General features: G+C 45.7%; 20 protein-coding genes. 11 read left to right on the forward strand and 9 right to left on the reverse strand.

The window, feature by feature from the left end:
- Window positions 1-21: 21 nt before the first annotated feature.
- Window positions 22-900 (reverse strand): lipoyl synthase, encoded by an 879-nt coding sequence (lipA, locus tag IEW69_RS06775; protein WP_188626087.1) that lies wholly within the window; start codon window positions 898-900, stop codon window positions 22-24.
- 377 nt (window positions 901-1,277) lie between these two features.
- Here lipA and IEW69_RS06780 point away from each other — a divergent pair, with 377 nt between their 5' ends.
- The 5 genes from IEW69_RS06780 (at window position 1,278) to IEW69_RS06795 (ending at window position 4,735) form a co-directional block, all read left to right on the forward strand.
- Window positions 1,278-1,649, forward strand: coding sequence for a BlaI/MecI/CopY family transcriptional regulator (locus tag IEW69_RS06780; RefSeq protein WP_188626088.1), 372 nt, complete (start codon window positions 1,278-1,280; stop codon window positions 1,647-1,649).
- Entirely contained in the window at window positions 1,646-2,983 is a 1,338-nt protein-coding gene (locus IEW69_RS06785) for a M56 family metallopeptidase (RefSeq protein ID WP_188626089.1), read from the forward strand. Before IEW69_RS06780 ends, IEW69_RS06785 begins: the two co-directional genes overlap by 4 nt.
- A gap of 436 nt (window positions 2,984-3,419) precedes the next feature.
- A complete protein-coding gene (locus tag IEW69_RS16965; RefSeq protein ID WP_262890745.1) occupies window positions 3,420-3,551 on the forward strand; it encodes a hypothetical protein in 132 nt (43 codons plus the stop codon).
- A 70-nt stretch (window positions 3,552-3,621) separates the two neighbouring features.
- Window positions 3,622-3,963 carry a low molecular weight protein tyrosine phosphatase family protein gene (locus IEW69_RS06790; protein ID WP_188626090.1) on the forward strand — a complete coding sequence of 114 codons (342 nt, stop codon included), beginning with the start codon at window positions 3,622-3,624 and terminating at the stop codon, window positions 3,961-3,963.
- A 52-nt stretch (window positions 3,964-4,015) separates the two neighbouring features.
- Window positions 4,016-4,735, forward strand: a complete 720-nt coding sequence (locus tag IEW69_RS06795; RefSeq protein ID WP_188626091.1) for a DUF4488 domain-containing protein — start codon at window positions 4,016-4,018, stop codon at window positions 4,733-4,735.
- A 106-nt stretch (window positions 4,736-4,841) separates the two neighbouring features.
- Here the strand turns inward: IEW69_RS06795 and IEW69_RS06800 are convergent, their stop codons facing one another.
- A complete protein-coding gene (locus tag IEW69_RS06800; RefSeq protein WP_229663544.1) occupies window positions 4,842-5,351 on the reverse strand; it encodes a YfiT family bacillithiol transferase in 510 nt (169 codons plus the stop codon).
- A gap of 410 nt (window positions 5,352-5,761) precedes the next feature.
- On the opposite strand from IEW69_RS06800, the gene IEW69_RS06805 reads away from it, so the two are divergent.
- The 5 genes from IEW69_RS06805 to IEW69_RS06825 all read left to right on the forward strand — a co-directional run bounded on the left by IEW69_RS06805 (window position 5,762) and on the right by IEW69_RS06825 (window position 9,591).
- A complete protein-coding gene (locus IEW69_RS06805; RefSeq protein WP_188626093.1) occupies window positions 5,762-6,232 on the forward strand; it encodes a hypothetical protein in 471 nt (156 codons plus the stop codon).
- A gap of 110 nt (window positions 6,233-6,342) precedes the next feature.
- The gene (locus IEW69_RS06810; protein WP_188626094.1) at window positions 6,343-6,927 is read left to right on the forward strand and encodes a hypothetical protein; all 585 of its coding nucleotides are present in this window, start codon (window positions 6,343-6,345) and stop codon (window positions 6,925-6,927) included.
- Window positions 6,928-6,963: 36 nt separating this feature from the next.
- Window positions 6,964-8,244, forward strand: coding sequence for an erythromycin esterase family protein (locus tag IEW69_RS06815; protein ID WP_188626095.1), 1,281 nt, complete (start codon window positions 6,964-6,966; stop codon window positions 8,242-8,244).
- A 223-nt stretch (window positions 8,245-8,467) separates the two neighbouring features.
- On the forward strand, window positions 8,468-9,154 hold the full coding sequence (locus tag IEW69_RS06820) for a DUF6624 domain-containing protein (protein WP_188626096.1): 687 nt from the start codon (window positions 8,468-8,470) through the stop codon (window positions 9,152-9,154).
- A 53-nt stretch (window positions 9,155-9,207) separates the two neighbouring features.
- Window positions 9,208-9,591 carry a hypothetical protein gene (locus IEW69_RS06825; protein ID WP_188626097.1) on the forward strand — a complete coding sequence of 128 codons (384 nt, stop codon included), beginning with the start codon at window positions 9,208-9,210 and terminating at the stop codon, window positions 9,589-9,591.
- A 57-nt stretch (window positions 9,592-9,648) separates the two neighbouring features.
- Here IEW69_RS06825 and IEW69_RS06830 read toward each other — a convergent pair whose 3' ends face one another.
- From IEW69_RS06830 to IEW69_RS06845, 4 genes are all read right to left on the reverse strand, one after another.
- On the reverse strand, window positions 9,649-10,548 hold the full coding sequence (locus IEW69_RS06830; protein ID WP_188626098.1) for a basic secretory protein-like protein: 900 nt from the start codon (window positions 10,546-10,548) through the stop codon (window positions 9,649-9,651).
- A 186-nt stretch (window positions 10,549-10,734) separates the two neighbouring features.
- Window positions 10,735-11,340 carry a MutS-related protein gene (locus IEW69_RS06835; RefSeq protein ID WP_188626099.1) on the reverse strand — a complete coding sequence of 202 codons (606 nt, stop codon included), beginning with the start codon at window positions 11,338-11,340 and terminating at the stop codon, window positions 10,735-10,737.
- Window positions 11,340-12,113 (reverse strand): hypothetical protein, encoded by a 774-nt coding sequence (locus IEW69_RS06840; RefSeq protein ID WP_188626100.1) that lies wholly within the window; start codon window positions 12,111-12,113, stop codon window positions 11,340-11,342. Before IEW69_RS06840 ends, IEW69_RS06835 begins: the two co-directional genes overlap by 1 nt.
- A gap of 126 nt (window positions 12,114-12,239) precedes the next feature.
- Window positions 12,240-12,620, reverse strand: a complete 381-nt coding sequence (locus IEW69_RS06845; RefSeq protein WP_188626101.1) for a nuclear transport factor 2 family protein — start codon at window positions 12,618-12,620, stop codon at window positions 12,240-12,242.
- Between the two features lie 227 nt (window positions 12,621-12,847).
- On the opposite strand from IEW69_RS06845, the gene IEW69_RS06850 reads away from it, so the two are divergent.
- Entirely contained in the window at window positions 12,848-15,367 is a 2,520-nt protein-coding gene (locus IEW69_RS06850; RefSeq protein ID WP_188626102.1) for a phosphocholine-specific phospholipase C, read from the forward strand.
- Between the two features lie 203 nt (window positions 15,368-15,570).
- Here IEW69_RS06850 and IEW69_RS06855 read toward each other — a convergent pair whose 3' ends face one another.
- From IEW69_RS06855 to IEW69_RS06865, 3 genes are all read right to left on the reverse strand, one after another.
- Entirely contained in the window at window positions 15,571-17,475 is a 1,905-nt protein-coding gene (locus IEW69_RS06855; RefSeq protein ID WP_188626103.1) for a SusD/RagB family nutrient-binding outer membrane lipoprotein, read from the reverse strand.
- Window positions 17,476-17,493: 18 nt separating this feature from the next.
- Window positions 17,494-20,619 carry a SusC/RagA family TonB-linked outer membrane protein gene (locus IEW69_RS06860; RefSeq protein ID WP_188626104.1) on the reverse strand — a complete coding sequence of 1,042 codons (3,126 nt, stop codon included), beginning with the start codon at window positions 20,617-20,619 and terminating at the stop codon, window positions 17,494-17,496.
- A gap of 122 nt (window positions 20,620-20,741) precedes the next feature.
- Complete coding sequence (locus tag IEW69_RS06865; protein ID WP_188626105.1) at window positions 20,742-21,932, reverse strand: ROK family protein; 1,191 nt, start codon at window positions 21,930-21,932, stop codon at window positions 20,742-20,744.
- Window positions 21,933-22,009 lie beyond the last annotated feature (77 nt).

Here is a 22,009-nt window from a genome sequence, read left to right on the forward strand (position 1 = left end):
CAAGAACAGCATGCTTTTGTTTTAGAAGTCAAACAAGTGTTTTTCTGCATGGTATGAAGAACGCACCAATGGCCCGCTTTCCACGTATTTTAAGCCTTTTGCCAAACCAACTTCCTTGTACTTCGCAAACTGATCCGGATGGATCCAGTCTACAACAGGGTGGTGGTTTTTTGTTGGCTGCAGGTATTGCCCTAAAGTCAGGATGTGAACGCCATTGGCCACAAGATCATCCATTGCTTCATAGATATCATCTTCCGTTTCACCAAGACCCAGCATGATACCAGTTTTTGTCCTTAAGCCGAACTCCGAAATTCTTCTCAGGCATTCCAGACTTCTATCGTATTTAGCCTGGATACGTACTTGTTTGGTAAGTCTTCTAACGGTTTCCACGTTGTGCGACATCACTTCAGGACGTTCTTCCAGCACACGGTACAGGTTATCCCAGATACCTCTGAAATCAGGAATCAGCGTTTCTAGCGTGGTTTGCGGACTTTCCCTGCGAATCGCCTGTAAAGTTTCTGCCCAGATGATGGAACCACCATCTTTCAGGTCATCACGGTCTACCGAAGTAATTACGCAATGTTTAACCTGCATCAGTTTTACAGATTGTGCTACACGATCCGGTTCGCCAAGATCAACAGCTAACGGACGACCGGTCGCAACGGCACAGAAGGAACAGGACCGGGTACAGATGTTACCCAGGATCATGAAGGTTGCAGTTCCGGCACCCCAGCACTCACCCATGTTCGGGCAATTTCCACTCTCACAAATGGTATGTAGCTTATGGGTGTCAACCAGACTGCGCACTTGCGCATATTCTTTACCCACTGGAAGTTTAACCCTTAGCCAGTCAGGTTTACGTTGTACGGGATTCGCTGAAACAACCGGAAGTTCAATCATAATACAAAGTTAAGCAATAGGTTTGAATAGTTACATAAGTGGTTATTTTGAATGTAATGTCAGCGTAATAAGAATAGCACGGGTAAGGCGATTAATCGCGTGTTGATTGCCTCTCCGCCGGGTATTGTTCGCCTGGAGGCGAAGCATAGGCGAACAAAAGGCGAACAAAAGGCGAACAAAAGGCGAACAATAGGCGGCTGATGTACGGGTTGTTTGTGGTTCTGCCCGCGCTTGGTTTATACCTTTTGCTCCCGTTGGCATGTTCCCGCATATCCACGGCTATTGGTTGATTTTAAAAATAAATCCCGCCTAACTACAAAAATAGTTTGCAAACTATAAAAATAGTAGTAACTTCAATTATCAATAAAATACTGGGTATGAGAGAGCTTACAAAAGCGGAAGAACAGGTGATGCTGATCTTATGGGACATGAAGGAAGCACTTGTTAAGGAGGTCATCGAGAAGATGGACCCGCCCAAGCCGGCGTACAATACAGTGTCCACGGTGATCCGGGTATTGGAAGGAAAGGGGTTTGTGGATCATAAAGCGATAGGGAATACGCACATCTATTTTCCGGTGATCACGGAAGAGCAGTACAAGCATTTCGCATTCGATAAGGTCATGAACAATTACTTCGAAAACTCGTATCAAAGTCTTGTTTCTTTTTTAGTCAAGGAGAAGAATATGGACATGGACGAACTGGATGCGCTTATTCAAATGGCTGAAAAGCTTAAAAACAAGAAATCATGACCTGGCTGTATTACCTGCTCGAAGCCAATCTGTATCTGGGGATATGTTATGGCTTCTACCTGGTTATTCTGCAGCGGGAGACCTTTTACGGACTAAACAGATGTTATCTGATTTTTACATCAGTGCTGTCCTTTGTGATTCCGCTGCTGCGGATTGGCAGTTTAAATCAGCTGTTTGGTAATGTTAGGGATCTGGATCTGGTTTTTGTGGACCCGAAGTTCAGTGATAGCGGAAGTCGTTTGTACGGCTTGTCGCTGAGCGAAGCGCCACTGTACATATACCTGTTGGTGGCTGCTTGTTTTGCTGTTCAATTACTGGTTAGCGTTTACCGAATTCTGGCTATAGCAGCCAGGGCAAGAAGGCGCAAGTTGGGCGACATTGTTTATCTGGAGCTGCACAATACGCAGGCGGCATTTTCATTCTTTAATCTGCTGTTCGTAAACCTCGCAAGCGCGGGGCAGGATACTATCTTAAAACATGAAATGGTACATATTCAGCAGCGCCATAGCCTGGATATCCTGTTTTTTGAAGTGCTGAAGATTCTCAGCTGGTTCAATCCAGTTGTATGGCTGATGCAGCAGGAAGTGAAGCTGCTCCACGAGTATATTGCTGATGAGCTGACAACGCGGGAGGCTATGCATAAACATGAATATGCGATGTTTCTGATTCAAAATTCGTTTGGAGTGAAGCCCAGCTACCTGACCAATCAAATATTCAATCCCTCAATATTAAAAAGGAGAATAAGTATGTTAAACAAAGAAAGATCGGCAGGAAGAGCCAGGCTCAAACTGCTGTTAACGGTACCCCTTGTGGGCGGAATGCTTTTCGCATCCACCGTGACGTTTAGTAAGGACTATGCTTTGGTGGACCTTTATCCGGAGCAGCGCATGGTAGAAGATTCGCCGCTAGGGTCCAATACGCTGGAGCAGGGGAGTGTATCTGTTGTGCAGGAACCCGTCGTGCAGCAGGTCAAATTTTACCGCTTGAACCATAAGCTAGATGCAAAGGGCAAGCGTGTTGTGGAATATGATAATCGGCTCGTGGTGATCAATGGCAATAGTACGCAATCTGGCGTGATTATGCAGGTGCAAGGTTTTGATAAGATGGTGGAGCTGAATGCAAGCGAAGCGAAGGCCAAGTATGGTGACCGTGGTGCTTCAGGTGCATTGGAGTTTACCGGGAAAGATACCAAGACTTTAGGGTTGCGGGATGATGTGCGTTTCCCGCCGCCGATTGTTAAAAAGAATGTGCCACCTCAGCCACCGCCAGCGCCGCCGGTTTCTTCTCGGAATGGGGTAAAAGGAAAGACCAACGCGCCAAGAAGGGCGAGGTAAGGTTTCCACCGCCAATTATAAAAAAGGATGTTCCACCACCGCCACCGCCGGTTGAACCTGCTACGCAAGGGGCTGAAATAGCGGCGGCAGCGCAAAAGTAGAATGAATGCAGAATATCCCATAGTGGGTGGAGTATGGTCTGCCATGGGATTACTAAACACTAAACATGAAGGTTGTTAGATACTTTTATTATCAATTATATAGATACTATTCACAAGAACCAGCGCCGTTTTTTAAGGTATTCTCAGCAGCTTTTGTGGGGTTGTTTTTAAATTTTCTAACCCTATCATCATTAGTTTCTATTCTTCTAAAAACACAAATCATCTTTTTTGTAACGGAGAAAGGAATTGGCCGACTTTGGCCTTTGCTGTTTATAATCCCTCTTTTTCTAATCGTGAGATTCTATATGAAGCGTCGAGACTGCCATACAAGGATTATGAAGGAGTTTAAAGATCAATCTACGCGGCAGAACCGGAACGGCCGAATAGCTGTAATTACATACTTTGTAGGTTCTTTCGCACTGTTTTTCCTAAGTTTATGGCTACGCGAATCCATGATGAACTTCTAACAAAATCGCGTTGGTGTTTTACATCAATAGAGAAAATATTTAAGCCGTGTAGCTGGATAAACGTTCCCAAATGAATTTACTTTTTATATGCAGCAGAAATAAATGGCGCAGCAGAACCGCAGAGGACCTGTTTAAGCGTTTAAACGGCTATGAAGTTCGCTCGGCAGGAACTGCTGAATCCGCGAGGGTTCGCGTGAATGAAAAATTACTGGTCTGGGCAGATATCATCTTTGTTATGGAAAGGGACCATAAGAAGAGATTACAGCAGAAGTTTTCTTCAGATGTGCTCAATAAGGAAATGATTGTACTGGATATCCCGGATGAATATCAGTATATGGATGAGGCACTTGTAGAGATCTTAAACGAAACTATCCTACCTTATTTAGATAATTTGAGTGCAAATAACCGCTAAAGGCCAAGTTCAAAAAAGGAATTGCTAACTTGAATGTCAAATCTATCCAGCTATGAAAAGTAAAATCTTACTGGTCGTATGTTTGCTTGCCGTAATGGCCATCAGCAGCACATTCGCACAATCAAGTCGTTCGGGGATCTCCGGGGCATGGCAGATTAAAGAAGCCGACAAAGAACAAATACTGATATTTCAGGACGGTTTCTTCTCACATACGGTGTACAATAAGGCTGACAAGCAGTTTGCTTATAGTCGTGGTGGAACCTATACGAGCACTGGGGATGCCTTGAACTTGAAAGTTTCTTTTAATTCAACAGATCGGGAGGAAGTGGGTAAGCAGTTGACCGCAAAATATTCCATTTCCGGGAAGACGGTTAAGCTATCCACCAACGGGGAAACGCAAAACTGGCAGCGGGTTGATGATAGTTCTGCGCCCCTGGCTGGTGTATGGCGGATCACTTCTCGCATGCAGGATGGTAAACTTACGCCCATTCATCAAACGGGCTCAAGACAGACTTACAAAATTCTTACCGGCACTCGTTTTCAGTGGGCGGCCATAGATCCGGAGAAAAAGGAATTTTCTGGCACCGGTGGGGGAACTTACACCTTCAGCGACGGTAAATACACCGAAACCATTGAATTTTTCTCGAGGGACAACTCACGTGTTGGCGCTTCGCTTTCTTTTGAAGGGAAGTTGGAAAACGGGGACTGGCATCATAGCGGGAAGAGCTCCAAGGGTGATCCCATTTATGAAGTCTGGAGCCGGGTGAAATGACCGAACTCGAAACTTATATCCACCAGCACTTCAGCATCAATAACATTCTAGGCACACCAGCTTGGGCTGGATGGGGAAGAAAACTGGCCAACCTGCTGTTAGAGCGCTATCTTAATTTAGCATTCCTGACATGCGCGAGGTGGTGTTCGCAATGCCATGCATAGATGCCAATATTGGTTTTCAAAGAAATCAATGCATCGTTGTCAGGATGTATGAACTGCCTTTCCAGGTCGCTTTCAGAAAGTCCTTTAAGCAAGTGCACCCACCTTTCGTGTAAGCCTTCCAGCATCTTCAAGGCACTTTCAACAGGGATGTCCTTTGAATCTGAGAGTCCCGCCCATCGGTCTTCATGGTAGGGTTTGATGGTCGGCGTATCTTCCGTGAGTGCAAGTTTAAAGCGGATCATGCTGTTCATGTGACTGTCTGCGCAATGGTTCAGCACTTGCCTGATGGTCCAACCCCCTGGGCGGTATTGTTTTTCAAGATCCTGTTCCCTGAGGTTGCGCACTTCTTCGCTTAACTGCTTCGGAAATGCTTCAATGATGCTGATCCAGTGGTCGATCTGTTGTTTGTCGATGTGTAATGGCTGTTGAAATTTCCCGATCGGATATTTCATTTGATCTAAGTTTTGTTCCATAGAATATTCTTGTATTACATGTATTATCAGCAATGCGGTTTGATTGTTATCAATGCGTTGGCCATAAGTTGCTTGCAGGTTAAGGTATGCATATTTAATCTTTGAAGAAATACTTTTGTACGCGCGAGCTTTTCATTTTATTGTAGCATATACTGGATTATTCTTTGAAAAAATGCCTTTGTATGTACTGACCTTTTAGTTCATTGAAGAGTATGCTGATTACTTCTTTGAAGAAATGCTTTTGAATGTACTAGCCTTTCAGTTTTTTAAAGAATATGCTGGTTAATCCTTTGAAAAATTGCTTTTGTACGTACTGGCCTTTCAATTTATTGAAGAATATGCTGGTTATTTTAACTTTGGATAGTAAATTAGCCCTAACCGCAACGCTCATGTTTAAATTACGAATGCTGCTCGCAGCAATTTGCCTCTTGTTTGTCCTTTCTTGCTCCAAAGAAATAATTAGCTGTTTTACACCGCCTGAACCAACGTTTATACGATTGCTTGATCGCAATGGGGTGGATCTGTTAGATCCTTCTAATCCAAATGGATATAAGTTGAGCGCCACCAGTATGTACTACATGGAAAATGGCGGGAAGGTGCTTAGCCCGGTAAAGCTGGATTCCTTGCCAAATGGGAACATGTATTACCTAAACACTGAAATTTCCTGGAACGCAGACGGAGGACGTGAGTTCTTCCTTACTTTATCTCCAACGATTACAGATAAGATTTACTTAAGGTATGATGCGGTATCGGAAAGAAAGTGTTCGTTTTTCAAGCTGCTGGAGTTCAAATACAATGATGTTGTTTATACTAAAAAGAAGATAACGGGCAACCTGGAGGCTTATGAGATTGTAAGGTAGTGTTTCGAAGTGCTCGGTTTATAGAAACTTCATTGCTTCTGCTTTTGCTTCAGCTTAAATTATTTACAAGGTTTTTATATATTGATGAACATTCCCTTAATTAGAAATTTATGAAGATGTTGCTCACCGCTGTTTTACTTTCTTCTGCTTCTGCAGGATTTTCTCAGGCACCCAATGCAGGTGCACTTCAAGCGCAAATCAAGACTTTAAACGGCACAATACTTTCCCTGAAAGGAGAGAACAAGGTGTTAAAGGATAGTGTTAAATGTCTTTCAGATCAGAACCATTACTTCCGCGTAACATTGAAGATTCAGGAGTCGAAGTTGCAAACCGCCACTGCTGGTAATTTCGAATTCAACCTGATGAGCTGTAAAGCACAACCAGGGAATAACGCTGTTATCCCTGAATTTTTAATTGTCAATCATGGGGCCGACGGTACGGTTCAGTTCATCCCCGGTAGATATGCTGATATAATCGACTTGCAGGGCAATGCCTATAAACCATCCGACATTAAGATCGGCGCGGAAAAGTACGCAAGCACGGTTTTCAAGGAGGTTCCCCTTAAACTGACGATCACTGTTAACGGCATTGATCCTGCTGTTAAGCTGTTAAAACTGGTGAACCTGGAATTCTCTAACCCGCCGACCAACTATAAGAAACAAGCAGTTGTGTTTAACGACATCACCATTAAGTAAGGTAATCTGGTATGCAGGCAGCAGAAACAAACGGGAATGATGATTAGAGCTATTTTACGGGTGCTTGTTATTTTGCTCCTCACCACTGCCGCTGCCAAAGCACAGCATCGGGTTGTAGACGCGCTGAAGGGTCAACTGGCTCCAATAGATTCCAATCAACAGGAAGGTTATACCATGAACATGGACCTGTTTAGTAAGGCGATTTCGGGTAATCAAATCCTGGCTCTGGGAGAGGCAACGCATGGAACAAAGAATTTCGTGGACTTCAGACTAGCTATAATTAAGAAGTTGGTCGGGGAACATGGCTATCGTGCAATTGTGACTGAAAGCGACTTCTCCAGTACGCTTGCAATGAACGATTACATCGTTTACGGAAAAGGCAACATTCAGAAATGCTTGCAGGATATGGGCTACTGGATGTGGAACAACCCTGATTTTCTGGAAACCATAACCTGGTTAAAGGACTACAACGCAACAAAGGACATAAACAGCAGGGTTCATATTTACGGTTGTGACATGACCGTTCCGATGATCATAGGCGAGGTTTTAGGCGGTAAACAGGTGTTGAAAAAGCCTTTAAGTCCTGAATCTGTTGCTGGAATGAAGGTGCTGAGCGCATGGCACACCAAGTCGCTGTCTAAAGCAGAAGAAGTTGCTTTAAAGCATCTGGCTGAGGAAGTAAAGGTTGAGCTTGCGGCACATCCGGACACTAGCACCTTTAGAAATTCCCTGAATACGATCTTGCAGGTCATCGCGTTCCGGATGGCCGGGCAGGGGAAAGTGTCGTCAGCAATCCGCGATAAATCCATGCTGGATAATATAAACTGGATTCTGAAACGTGAGAATGGCGGTAAGCTTATATTTTTGGCGCATAATCTACATATCGCGAGAAGACCAATGATCGGCGGCTGGGAGAATGTCGGTACACTACTTGGGAAGACCTTCGGCACCAGGTATTATGCTTTAGGACTTAGTTTCTACAAAGGTGAATTTAGGGCTCAGGATCGGGATAGTGGAAAAAGTGCGGTATTCCAGGTGGCTCAGACAAGCAAAAACGCGCTGGAGTACACGTTTAATGAAACTGGTGTTTCGAATTTCTACCTTGATTTTGCATCTGTTAAAGGGAAGGCTGCCTTAGCTGATCTGCTTTTTAAGAAAAAATCCTTAAGATCGATAGGTGCAATTTTCTCATCTGCCAAAAGGGATGAGGCAGCGACAGCAATAGATGCGGTCGCGGTTGAGGTTTTTGATGGGCTGGTTTTCTTTAGGAACACGCATGCAATTGCACCGTCTTTTGGTTGGAAGAAATACGATTAACATCTGCCTGCTAAGGGGCTGTAGTTTACTGGGGAAATAGCTGCCATTGAGCTGTAGTTGTAATATGAATTTACCTGAAATTGAATTGTAGTGATTATGGAACCAGTGCAATGAGCTGTTTTAACCTTGGAGCCAGCTGCAATTGTATTTAGATATCTGCAAGTAATCTGTAGTTTAATTTTGAAATCAGCTACAATATAGATTAGAAAACATTCGCTCAAACATGAATTACATTAAGCTTACGTACATTTTTATCCTACTTGTTTGTGTCGGTTTTAAAGGAAACGCCCAAGTTATATCCTTTGAGATTGACAGTGCAAAGTTCAATAAACCGGCTAAGACGCTCCTGGATAGTCTCTATAAAATAGATCAACTTACCAGGTACAACTATCTGGAGGCGACAAAGAAGAAAACGGGCGCGGCCAGGGCAGACAGTCTGCTGGCCATAATGCGGAAACAAGATCTGGAAAACCTTACAGCAGCAAAAGCCATCATCGCTAAACACGGGTGGTTAGGCCCGCAGGATGTGGGCATGAATGCCAGTCAGGGGTTGTTTCTGATCATCCAGCATGCGGACTTGAAAACGCAGGAGGCATACCTGCCAATCATCCATGAAGCAGAGAAGCAGGGTAAATTACTATCCAGTAATCTGGCGCTTTTAGAAGACCGCGTACGTATGCGAAAGGGATTAAAGCAGCTATATGGGAGCCAGGGATTTTCGGATAAAGAAACCGGCAAGAAGTATTTCTATCCTATTGAAGCGCCAGATGGGGTAGACGATCGCCGGAAATCCATGGGCCTCATTCCCATGCAGGAATACGCAAAGGCCATGAACATAGCCTGGGATCTGGAAGCGTACAAGAGAATGTTGCCGGAAATAGAAAGGGTTGCGGCACGGCAACAACGCTGAGAATTGATAGCTTTACGGCGGACAGCAATTGCTATTATTTACGACTTCACCAGATGTTTAAAGCATTATACCTCTTTTTGTGTCTTACAATTTTAACCTCTGCTGCGCGATGTCAGTCTGCACACCAGGATAGCCTAGTGAAACTAGCTCGTGCAGATGCAAGGAAATTCAGGCTGCAGGATGATGTATGGAAAACCCATAAGCGCCGTTTACCGGTAACTTCAGATTATTTTAAACCCACACAAAGCAGTACGGGGAATATGGCATTATTAACAGACTCCATCTACGTGAAGGCTTACCGGGAGGCTGCTTTCAAGAAGAACAAACACCGGCGTACCCCTTGGCACACCGTATTGGTGGGTGGTGGTATAGCTGCCGGCCTGTTTGTGACTATGGCGGCAGCTATAATTATATTCGTCGGTCCAACGATGAACTAGTCACAAATTCAACGAAGAACCATTGCTGTTAAGTGTGTTTATGGGCCTGGGGACCCTTTAACTTCTTTCTTTTCCACTGTACTTCAAATCCAGTTCTGGATTCTTGGCATACATATCCCAGAGTTCGTCAATGGTTTTACCGGATAACTTCACCCAGGTATCCTGATTATAGGTGTGGTTTCTAAGCTCTTTATCTATCTGGATGATCACCCCAGGTTTAACCTTTTGATCTATCCACTCAAAAAAACGGGCGGTTATCCGATAGCTATTCTCATATTTTCTCTCGTTGTGCTTCGCGGTAAACTCCGGCAAATACCATTTGGATCCTATATTATCCACTCCATATTTATAGCGAATGAAATCGGCGATGCCCTCTGTCAACCACACCGGTCCGGATCCATAACCATATCCTTGCACCAGGTGCATCCCTTCATGTGTCACAATGTCGATATCTGTCGGGTGCGCATTCATATACGTGGTGCTAAACAGGATGCGGTTTCCGCTGGCTTCCGCAACACCTTTATAAGCAGTGTCCGTTACGAACAACACATCGTGCGTGGTCTTATCATTGAACGTACTTACAAGCACAGGGAACACCTTGAAGTATGTTTCTATAAGCTCTTTTTGGATCACTGGGTTGAAAGCTGAATTCTTGTTGATGAACACAAGTTGATAATCACCCCGCTTAATGGTATCTACAGAATTCCAGTTCTTGTGAAGGGCGGTTTGAAGATGCGCCTGAAAGGCTTTGGAGTTCTCTTGCTTTTTTATCCATCGGCTGTTAACCACGATTTCTCCTGGTTTAGCGGTCAATGTGAACTTTTTCGCTGTATCAATGACGCGCATGGTAACCTCCCGCTTGGTGCGATAACTATCCGCTGCGGCGAAACCTGGGTATGTCGCCATAAATGACGCGTTTATCTGCGCGGTATCCAGCTTGACTTTAGTCTTGTTCATAATGCTAATGGAATACGGGCGGGGTTTTCTCTGGGCTTGGGCCGAAAAGGCAAGGACTGCTACGATTGTAAAAAGGGATATCTTCTTGAACATGAGTGAATTATTTTGGCTAAAAATAACTGATGTTACGATATCCTCCTGTAAAAATAAGGCTACCAATTTACCTCCATAGCTATTATGCGGCCTTTAGTAGTCCGGCTGCTCCGTGAGGCTGGGCTTAACCAGCTGTCGCTTGTTAGTCAGTTTCGCTGCCCTTTGAAGAATCTCTACGATGCCTTCATTCCTGACAATGTACATGCCCAGCGCTTCCTTTGATATCCCTTCCATCAATTTGTACGTAAAAACAGGCGCTTGATGCTCAAAGTAGGTGTCAATGTATTGAAAAGAGATGTTGCTAAACTGTTGCAATTCTGCAGCAAGCTCTATGATGTGCGTAGAAATGATGAAAGCAGCAGTTTTTATGGTCGAGAGTTCCGAGATGATCAGAGACGAGCCATCAAATGCGTCTTTCACGTTTGTGCCCCTGAACAGCTCATCGAAGATGACGAACATGCGGTCATGCTCCAGCAGATGCTCTGCAACTTCCTTCACCCGTTTGACCTCCGTGTAGTAGTGACTTAGCCCCTGGTTGATGTTGTCGGGCAGGTTTATGGTTGTAACCAGCCCATTAAATACCGTTAGTTCAACAGCTGCGGCCGGAACGGGAAAGCCCCGATGGGCGAGGTAGACGATCAAGCCTAGCGACTTCAGTAGAGAAGATTTGCCAGCCATATTGGAACCGGTGAAGAACATTAAATTCTGCTGCTCACCCAACCCATGTTGTTTCTCACCGCGTTTTTGATTGCCGGATGAAATAAGCCCTCTATGTTTAGCCTGATGCCAGCGGATGTAGTAAATTCCGGAAAAGAAAAGTCCTTTGCCGCGGCCACTAATGCGATGTTTTCGAAGATGTCCAGTTCATAAACGAGCTCCAGCAGCAAGTTGATGTTTTCTTTTTCTGCACCTCGTAATGCCCGGTCTAACCGGGTGATGTCTGAAAAACTTAAACGCTTTTCATCCAGCAACGTGGCCTTGGAGAGTACGCCATTTACGATAATGCCCGTGATCTGATCAAAGATCGAGTGTAAATAGGGCGGTGCACTTTCACGATTATATTGCGCTATAAATTCAAGTAGGTACCGCGACAACTGGATCAAATAGCGCTGCCCAGTCTTGATCACGTAGTAATCATTGCTCGAGTTGCGCTTCGCATAGTCGGCGAGGGCATCAAGTGGATTGTTCTTAAATGCAGGAAACTTACTTTTCAGGTAGAAGTCTACGAGATCAATCTCCTCGTTCTTAATCTGCAGGCAGATCTGATGATCATAGAAGTACTTAATGGCATCTCTTCTTAGTATTATATCGCCCAGATTGTTGGATGGACTTTCCATGATCGTTATCAACCGTTTCCTTGCAGCCAAGGTTCTGGTATGTTTAAATAGATCATAAATGGAGCTGGAACCCACCTTCGCGGTAAATATTTCCAGATCACTGAAGGTTTGGGTGTCAATTATAAAGTGCTCCACTGCGTAAGTTTAATCTTGCTGTTGCATTCCTGAGGTATGTTCAATGTAGTCATTGTAGGCCATCGCGAAGTCTTTCGCAAAATGCTTCATCTTCACCTTCCCATCTTTTGCGTTTAATGATGTTATTTAACTGATATCTTTCAAACCAATGATCCGCCCGTTTAAGAAGTCAAACTCAGATCGCCCTGTTAAGTTAAGTGTTTCCCCCGACTTAGGCCCATTTGGAATATCAACCTGCAAGACCCCACGATAAGTAATGTCAACCTTAACCTGATGTCCGGAGAAAGTCCAGGAAGTAATGGTTTGTTCCCGCTCCTTGAAATATCCCTTTGCTGTTTCGGCCTGATTGACAAATGCAGCAAGCCCTACTGTACGGTGCGTCACCTCACCATTGGATATATTTTCAAAGACGACGTTTTCATCCAGATGTTTCGCCATCCCGGCGATGTCAAAGTTGTTGTACGCAGTGATGTAATCTACTATTATTTGCTTCTGTTCTTCCTCCATACTGATGCGTCTTGAGTTCTATATCTAAGATATTCACTACAATATCTTTAATTCTTAACATTTCTAAAATACCTAATATCCTATCAACCGCTTTCTGCAAGTCTTAACACTTTCTTAAATTACCTGTAAGAATATATTTCTTACCTTAAAAACGTAATCTGAATCGTATACCAGGTATTGATACCGCATTGAAGCATGGAAAATATACGAAAAAAGAGAAGAAACTAATGAACGAAGATAGAAGAGCATTCATCAAAAAAGCAGGATTACTAAGTGGTGCTGCGGGCCTTTTCAGCGTGTTTCCTGCGGCCATCCAAAAAGCACTGGCCATAGATGCAAAAACTGGCAGCACCTACCTTGATGCGGAGCATGTCGTATTCCTCATGCAGGAGAACCGCTCCTTTGATCATTGTTTCGGTACGCTAAAGGGGGTACGGGGATTCAATGATCCCAGGGCTTTGAAGCTATCCAGCGGTCATCCCGTATGGCAGCAAAGCAATGCTGCGGGTAAAACCTACGCGCCTTTCCGCTTGAACCTGAAAGGTACCAGGTCCACCTGGATGAGCTCCTTACCGCATTCCTGGGAAAACCAGGTGGATGCCTTCAACGGCGGCAAAAACGATAACTGGTTGGATGCGAAAAAGTCCGGCAAGCCGGAGTTCCAGGAGATGCCGCTCACCATGGGCTACTACAATCGGGAGGACCTCCCTTTCTATTACGCCCTCGCAGATGCATTCACCGTGTGCGACCAGCACTTCTGTTCTTCGCTCACCGGCACTAGTCCCAACCGCCTCTTCTTCTGGAGCGGCACCATCCGGGCGGAGCAGCAGGAAGATTCAAAGGCCCATGTCTGGAATGACGAGATCGACCATAAGGACATTCAATGGACTACCTTCCCGGAAAGACTTGAAGACCTCGGTATTTCCTGGAAAACCTACCAGAATGAACTCAGTATTCCAGTGGGGTTCGAAGGGGAGGAGGCCGACTGGCTCTCCAACTTCACCGACAATGATCTGGAGTTCTTCAGGCAATTCAACGTCCGCTTACATCCGGAACACTTGAAATACCTCGAGCAGCAGGCGAAGACGCTTCCTGAGGAGATCAAAAAACTCAAAGCAACCATCGCACAGCAGCCGAATGATAAGAAACTACAAGAAGCACTGAAGAAAAAGGAAGCACGCTTAACAAAGGTCCTTGCAGATCAGCAGCAATGGACCCAGGCGCGGTATGACGCATTAACGGAACGTGAAAAAAACATCCATAAGAAAGCCTTTGTCACCAACCGCGATGACCCAGATTACCACAGGCTGGTAGACATGCAATATGAAGAAGCTGGCGCTACGCGCAACATGAAAATCCCAAAAGGAGATGTGCTCCATCAGTTTCGCAAGGACGTGGAAAGCGGGGAACTGCCAACGGTCTCCTGGCTGGTGCCACCCTGCAATTTCTCCGATCATCCCGGTGCCCCTTGGTACGGCGCCTGGTACATCTCTGAAGTCATGGACATCCTCACCAAAAATGAAGAAGTGTTCAAGAAGACCATCTTTATCATCACCTACGATGAAAACGACGGCTACTTTGACCATGTGCCACCATTCCTGCCGCCGCATACCGCTAAGCCGAGCAGCGGAAAAGCATCCAAAGGCATAGACACCCGCGTGGAGTTTGTTTCCGCAGCGCAGGAAGAGGCGCGAGGCTTCAAAGAGCAGCGCGAAAGCGCGATCGGGCTGGGCTTCCGGGTGCCCATGCTGGTTGTATCGCCATGGACAAAAGGCGGCTGGGTAAACTCGCAGGTCTTCGATCACACCTCCAATCTCCAGTTCCTGGAGCACTTCCTGTCTGCCAAAACCGGAAAGCAGGTGCAGCAACCGCAGATCAGCGACTGGCGGCGGACGGTTTGTGGGGATCTAAGTTCAATATTCAGAACCGCGGATGACCAGCAATCCAAAGCGCCGCAACCACTAAACAAGGAAGCTTTTCTGCAAAGCATCCACAACGCTAAATTCAAGGCTTTACCTTCGGAATTTACAACCCAACACATCACCAGCCAGGAAAAAGGCGTAAGGCCTTCAAACGCGCTGCCCTATCAGCTGGAAGTAAATGCAAAGTATACTGAAGGCAAGCTTAAGCTTGTTTTTGCCGCTAAAGCGGAAGCTTTCGGTAAAAAAAGTGCTGGCGCACCATTCATTGTCTACATGCCAGGAAACACAGCGAAAGCAATAGCAAACACAAACGCAACAGCAAATACAAGTGCACACGCAAATGCCAAGCAAAGCTGGGCGAAGATGAACAGCAGGCATTATGCGGTAAAAGCTGGCGATCAGGTCAGTGATGAGTTTCCAATAGGGATTTTCGAAAAGGGGATGTACCACATCGAAGTTTATGGGCCCAATGGCTTCTACCGCGAGTTCAAAGCTGGGGAACACAACCCGAAATTAGAAGTAAGCTGCAGCGCGCAGCCAAACCGGCTCGATCCAAAAAAGCTGTCTGGCAACATAGAGCTGCAGTTCAGGGGAACTGCAAAAGGAAAAATCACGATCACGGACAATGCATATAAGACAAAAGCTAAAACCATCAGCCTAAAAGCAGGAACCGCATCAGCAGTGCTGGAACTTAGCAAAAGCTTCGGGTGGTATGATTTCAGCATTACCGTAGAAGGCCATCCAGCGTACCTTCAAAGGTTCGCGGGTAAAGCCGAAACTGGAAAACCCAGCTTCAGCGACCCGCTAATGGGCGGCTTAACATAAAGCTCAAAATTTCGAGGGAGAACTGAAACCCCCAACTTCTGCGAGCCCCTCATGGGCGGCTTAACATAAACCTCCAAAATTAAGGGGATAAAGTTAAAAACCCAGCTTCAGCGACCCCTTCACGGGCGGCTTCACCCACCCCCTCAACAGCACAAAAAAAAGGGGATGCCAAACGGCATCCCCTTTCTATCGCAATCTCGTGATTACTTCTTCGCCCACCACAACGGGGTCAGCACTTCGTCTTTGCCACCTAAATCAGACAATGCCTGACCATAGCCTGCAGCATTGGTATTCTTCAAGCTTGATGGATATCTTAACCGCTGCGGAAAGAACTGCACATTGCTCGTCATGTATGTCGCATCCGTTAATGCCGGAAGCGTCTGCAATGGAATCTCAATCACCGGGTTTTCAAAGAAAGGTAAACCTGTTCTTCTGTGATCGTTCCAGGTCTCCAATGGCAACCAAGGGGTTTGCGCAATAAACTTCTGCGTGATGATCTTGGTCAAATGGTCGTTCTTAACGGTACCATTCTTATATAGATCATTCTTAGGATACCCTACCGTAATAGTACGTTTTGTACCCGTTAATCCTTCTTCATATTCCATCACGCGACTTGTTGGTTCAGTCGTATGGTTCCAGCTTACAGAAGTACCTACACGGTTGTAGCTTTCAGAAGTCAGGTAACCGCCAAGTTGCGTTCCATTATACTGGAAGCTTTTCTGGATTGCCATCTCATATGCCGCCTGTGCGGTCATCGGCGTGTTCCAGCCACGAACCGCAGCTTCAGCAATCAGGAAGTAAGATTCCCAGGGACCGAAGAATACGCGTTTATTGGTGCTGGTGCGGAACTGCATGTTCAAACGCGGCATCGCGCCAGTGAAGTTATACACCTGGTTTAAGGCTGTTTTAGGTCCCCATGCACCATTGATCCTCGCATTCCAGCTGTATTTCGCATCAATTGCCTTGATGTTGTTTCCAGCAGCATCTCTCAGGTTTCTAACCGTTAACAAATCATCTGAATTCTGATCCGGGAAGTTTGCACTTTCCACGTCCCCAGGGATGCTGAAAAGCACGTACGCACGTGGGTCCATAACTTCCGGCAAGCCGTTAAGCCAGAATCCCGCACCTGGTGCATTGGTCTTGGTTGCAAATTGCTCCGGATAGTACTGTCCAAGCCAGTTTGCCGGTTTGATGTACGACTGGAACTTAGGTGCCAAAACGTCTGCAGACTTAATGCCACCCAATCCGATCATCAGGTTGTTGATGGTTGCAGAAATGGGTTGTGCATTCCATGGGCGACTCATAACGCCACTCAAATCACTCCAGCCATCTCTTTCCTGTACCTGGAAGCTTTCATCCATGCTGGTGATGAAGTCATTCGACGCGCCACCAGCAGTCATTACCGCTTCAAACTCTGATTGTGCCTTAGCCGGATCAACTTCGGATAAGCGCATTGCTAAACGCATACGTAGCGAGTTCGCATACTTGCGCCATTTTGCATAGTTGTACCCAAAAGCCGGATCTTGTTTATCCAGTCCTGATGGGTTCTGAACAGTTAGGTTAAGCTTCTGACTTGCATCTGCAAGCTCCGCAAGTACGTGGTAGTACACGGTTTTTACGTCGTTAAATTCTGGATTGGTTCCATTAAAACCATTCACCGGAATTGGTCCGAAGTTGTCAGACATTTCGCTCATCAGGTATGCTCTCCAGATCCGCGCCACCTGAATCAGGTTTGGCGTATGTGGTTTTGCAAGACCTGCTTCCGTTTGCTTCTCGCCCAATTGAATGGCCGTGTTGGTCGCATTCAGCCATCTGGCAACCTGGTCGTAATACACGCTTGTCCACTGGTCGTTGTAGTTACCTACAGAAAAGGTTCCACCTTCCGACATCTGACGGCCTGCAGCTTTCCAGTACAAAACGAAAGAACGTTCTGCAACATCCGGATTCATCTGCGCGCCCATGATAGAGCCGTTGATGAAGTATTCCACCTGTGCCTGCTCATCGTTGGCAGCAACAGGATTTACGTTAATTTCTTCAAATTTCTTGCATGATGCCAGCACTAAGGTTGCGGCTACAAGCATGCATGATTTCTTTATAATGTGTTTCATGATCTTTAGCGGGGTAGATTAAAAACCTAAGGTTAAGTTAAAAGAGAATGAACGGGTTGTTGGTGCTGCACCATTCTCAAAACCTGTCGCATTCGTGTTGGTCGCAAACACTGACTCTGGATCCAGGCCGTTCATGTGGCTGGAAATAAGCCATACGTTATTGCAGGATACGCCAAGTTTTGCACGTTGTATAAACGTTTTTTCCAGCATCTTCGGTGAGAAGTTATAAGCCAGGTTGATGTTCCGGATACGGATGTTAGACGCGTCATATAAGTTCGCCTCCGTAATACCCAGGTTTCTACCTGCACCTGCTACCGACTCCCAGTATTGTTGCGGTGTAACCGATTTTGTATTCTGCTCATACGTGTTGGTTGCGGTGTTCAGAATCACACCCGGAACAACCATATTTTCACGCTGACCGTTCACAACTGTTCTGTCTGAAGTACCATTCAACTGCATCTGTGCAAGTGTTGCAGAGAAAATCTTTCCACCGAAACGGCCGTCGATTAAGAACGACAGGTTAAAACCTTTGTAAGCAAATGTGTTGGTAATACCAAGCAAAGCATTTGCCTGTTGGTTACCCAAACGCTGGTTCTGTGCGCCAATGCTTGGTAGCCCAGTGTTATCAAGGATCATTTGACCATTGAAAGGACTAGAAGGATCGTTTACCCTTGCAAAGGTACTACCATAGATCTCACCGTATTTCTGACCTTTCACCGCGTTCACAGCTACATCGTCAAAGCCACCCAATGGATATACATCCAGGTCGTCCTTAATCGAAATTACTTTGTTGTTGTTGCGGGAGAAGTTCACACCCATGTTCCAGTTCAATCCGGTTTCACTTCTTAGAATCTGTCCATCAAGCGTAAGCTCAATACCTGAGTTCTGAATATCACCGCTGTTTATCTTCATAAACTTGTAACCACTAAGCGGGTCCATCGGCAGGTTAAGCAGCTGATTGGTCGCATTCGATTTATAGATCGAGAAGTCTAAACCAATGCGGCTTGCAAATAATCTTAGTTCCGCTCCAGCTTCGTAAGATTTGATCAACTCATTCTTAACATTTGGATCATAAAGAATATCATTTCTGGAACCTGTGGTTGCGCCATTCGGGTCTTTACCAATGTTGTAAGTGTTGTATAGTTGGTATGCCGGTAAGTCGTTACCCACGGAAGCTGCAGAAGCTCTAACCTTCGCATAGCTGATCCAGGCTGGCACTGTTGAGCCGAGCTTGGTCAACATATCTGTAACCACAAGGGATAAGTTTACAGAAGGGTAGAAGAAAGAGCGGTTCGCCGGGCTCAAAGTAGAGGTCCAGTCGTTACGGAAAGTTCCGTCTAAGAACACATAGCCGTCCCAGTTTACACCCAATGTTCCGTAAACGGAGTTGATGCGGCGCTCATTGTATATTTGCTCAACTGTCGGGTTGTTTATACCGTTGTTCAAGGAGAACAAGTTCGGTACGTTTAACTGTCCAGAGTTGGCGTTCAAGCCACTGTTTTGCTGAGACATTAAGTTTCCACCAACGGTGAAGTTACCACCCAATCTGTCGATCACGTTGTCTTTCTGACCAGAAAGCAAGAAGCTGAAGTTGGTCTCGGTAAAGGTTTGTTTACCTAAGCTGTACATACCGCCAGCGTTTGATGGAGAACCACCGTACAATTTACCTTCTGTAGTGGTCGTAAACTTGTCGGCACCGGCCCTAACTTCTGCATTCAACCAGTCGTTGATCTGGTATTTCAAGGATCCGTTCAATAAATAACGGTCACGCACATCCTGGTTCAGGTTATAGTCTTTTGCCCAGTAAGGGTTTAGCTGTGCACTGCTGGTGTTGTACCAGATCATTCTGTTGGTCACCGGGTCTACACTTGGGTTAAGCTGACGGATGTCCAATGATCTTGGAAACTGGTATAAGGTTGCAAATACGTTGTTCAGGTTTGCACCACTCGCAGGTCTGTTTTGTGCATTGGAGTTAGTATACTGCACTTTGGTGTCCATTGTCCAGCGGTCGTCCTCACCAAACTTGCTGATTGCTCTTGCAAGTAAGTTGGTACGCTGCAATTTAGCACCTGGAATCAAACTTCTGTCATCCAGCCTGTTGAAGGAAGTATAAACCGAAGTCGATTTGTACTGCTGCTGTAAAGACACACTCTGGTTAGAGCTGAAACCTTGTTCTGCATAGTTTGCAAGGTTGTCGTGTACACTTAAAGCTTCTTCTTCGCCTCTCCAGTTGGTTACTGTCTGACCGGTAATTTTTGGTCCCCAGCTGGTACCTACACGTGCATCAAAGCCGTTTTCATCACCCTGTGCATAATCATTCTGCATTTTAGGGCGGGTAAAGATGTTTTCAATCCCGAAGGTTGAAGACACGGTAATACCCAATCCTTTTTGGATGCGGCCGCTTTTGGTGGTGATTAAGATCACCCCGTTACCTGCTCTGGATCCGTAAAGGGCAGATGCAGATGGGCCTTTAAGTACGGATACACTCTCGATATCTTCAGAGTTGATGTCGGAAAGTCCGTTACCATAATCAATGGAAGGGTTGAAGTAATCGTTGTTTGTCGCACCAGTGAAGTTGTTCACAGGCACCCCATCAATTACGATCAAAGGCTGGTTGTCACCAGTCAGGGAGTTGTTACCCCTTAAGGTGATCTTTGATGATCCTGCAGGACCGTTGCTGGAACGGGTTACCTGTAAGCCGGAAACCTTTCCCGACAAGGTATTCACCACATTTGGCTCACGGGCTTCTACAAGGGATTCACCTTTAACTTCCTGTACGGCATAACCCAAAGATTTCTTCTCTCTCTGAATACCCAATGCCGTTACAACAACTTCATTCAGGTTATTGCTTTCATCTGCCAGCACCACGTTGATGCTGTTTGATGCACCTACGGTGATTTCCTGTGTTTGGAAACCAATGTAGCGGAAGATCAGGACACTGCCTTTTTCAGCGGCAATTCTGAATTTTCCTTCTGCATCCGAGCTTACGCCCTGCGTGGTTCCTTTAACTAAGATGCTCACAGCGGGAATTGCTTCCCCTTTGGCGTCCTTTACCGTACCCGTCACGGTGTTTTGCGCAAAAGCTGTTATGCTGAGTAAAGTCAGCATCAACATACTTAAGCATCGGGCATAGATCTGTTTCATGGTCTAAGTATTAGTGGTTTAAAATTTTGGTGAACTGTTTAATTGATTGTGGCTTGATTGTTTTCTGTTTAATGTTAATTGTGGTTTAGGTTGATTGTTATGATGATATATGCTGTGTGCTTCTATTTAAATTCCGCCTGTTCCATGACCAGGCTTGCTGCGGCAAGCAGCTCTGCATTTTCTGCGAGTTCTGACTGCACGATGGTGGTCTGACTGGCAATCCTTGGAATACAAAATTCATTCAGTGCCTGCTGTATTGGTGGCAGTAGTACCTTACCAGCTACGGCAGCACGGCCGCTTAACACGATGCATTCCGGGTTCATGATGTGGATGAGTGTTGACAGTCCCTTTCCGATCATAAATGCCGCTTCCGACAAGATGGATACGGCTAATGGATCATGTGCTTTAGCGGCTTCCAAGAAGACCTGTTCAATATTTCTGCTTTTATCAGCTGCCAGTTGGCGCATGCTGGTAGCTGCGCCGGAGGCGATGGCTGCTTTGGCACGCTCGGTCATTACCGAAAGGGAGGTTTCCACTTCCAGGCAGCCGCGTTTGCCACAGGAACAAAGGTCGTCCGACTTCGACAGGGGGATGTGGCTGAATTCACCTGCATAACCACTGCTGCCGCGGTAAAGCTGACCATTAACGATCATGCCCAATCCGGTTCCCCAGCCAATGTTGGCTACCATCACATTACGCTTTCCAACAGCTGCACCGTAGCGAAATTCCGCCAATGCGATTAAACTGGAGTCGTTGTCAATGAAAACCGGAAGCTGAAGTTCGGCGGAAAGGTATGCGGCCAATGGACTGCCATCATTTGTCGGTAGGTAGGAGTGACTGATGCCGAGTTCAGCATTTACAAAGCCCGGTATACCGATGCCCACGCCAAGAAGTTGTGTTTTAGGAATGCCTGATGCGGCTAAATTGCTTTGAATGAACGTTGCAAGTTGTGTCGTTGCCTCCGGATTGTTCATCAGCGGCAGCTCCATGCTTGCAATTTCAGATCGGCTTGTGTTGCGCAGATCGCAGATCATCATCCGGGTGATGAATTGATCCATCGCGACAGAGACAATAAACTTCTGCTTGTCTGCATTCAGTAGGAACCTGGATGCGCGTCTGCCACCTGTTGAGGGGCCAAGACCTTGCTCTATCACATAGCCTTCTGCAACTAGCTGCTGTACAATTTTCGTAATCAGCGGCAAGCTTTTATTACTCAATTTGCTAAGCTCTGTTAAGGACAAAGGGTGCTTGTAATAAAGCTGCTTAATGATATCGTTTTTAAGCCACTGACTTTTTTCTTCTATCGCGTTCATTACCAGATTCAAGAAGCCAAACTTAGTAAGTATTTATGCTAAATGTTAAATACTTTTTAAATTATTTTTAAAGTTAG

This window comes from Pedobacter quisquiliarum (assembly GCF_014642175.1).
Taxonomy (GTDB): Bacteria; Bacteroidota; Bacteroidia; order Sphingobacteriales; family Sphingobacteriaceae; genus Pedobacter; species Pedobacter quisquiliarum.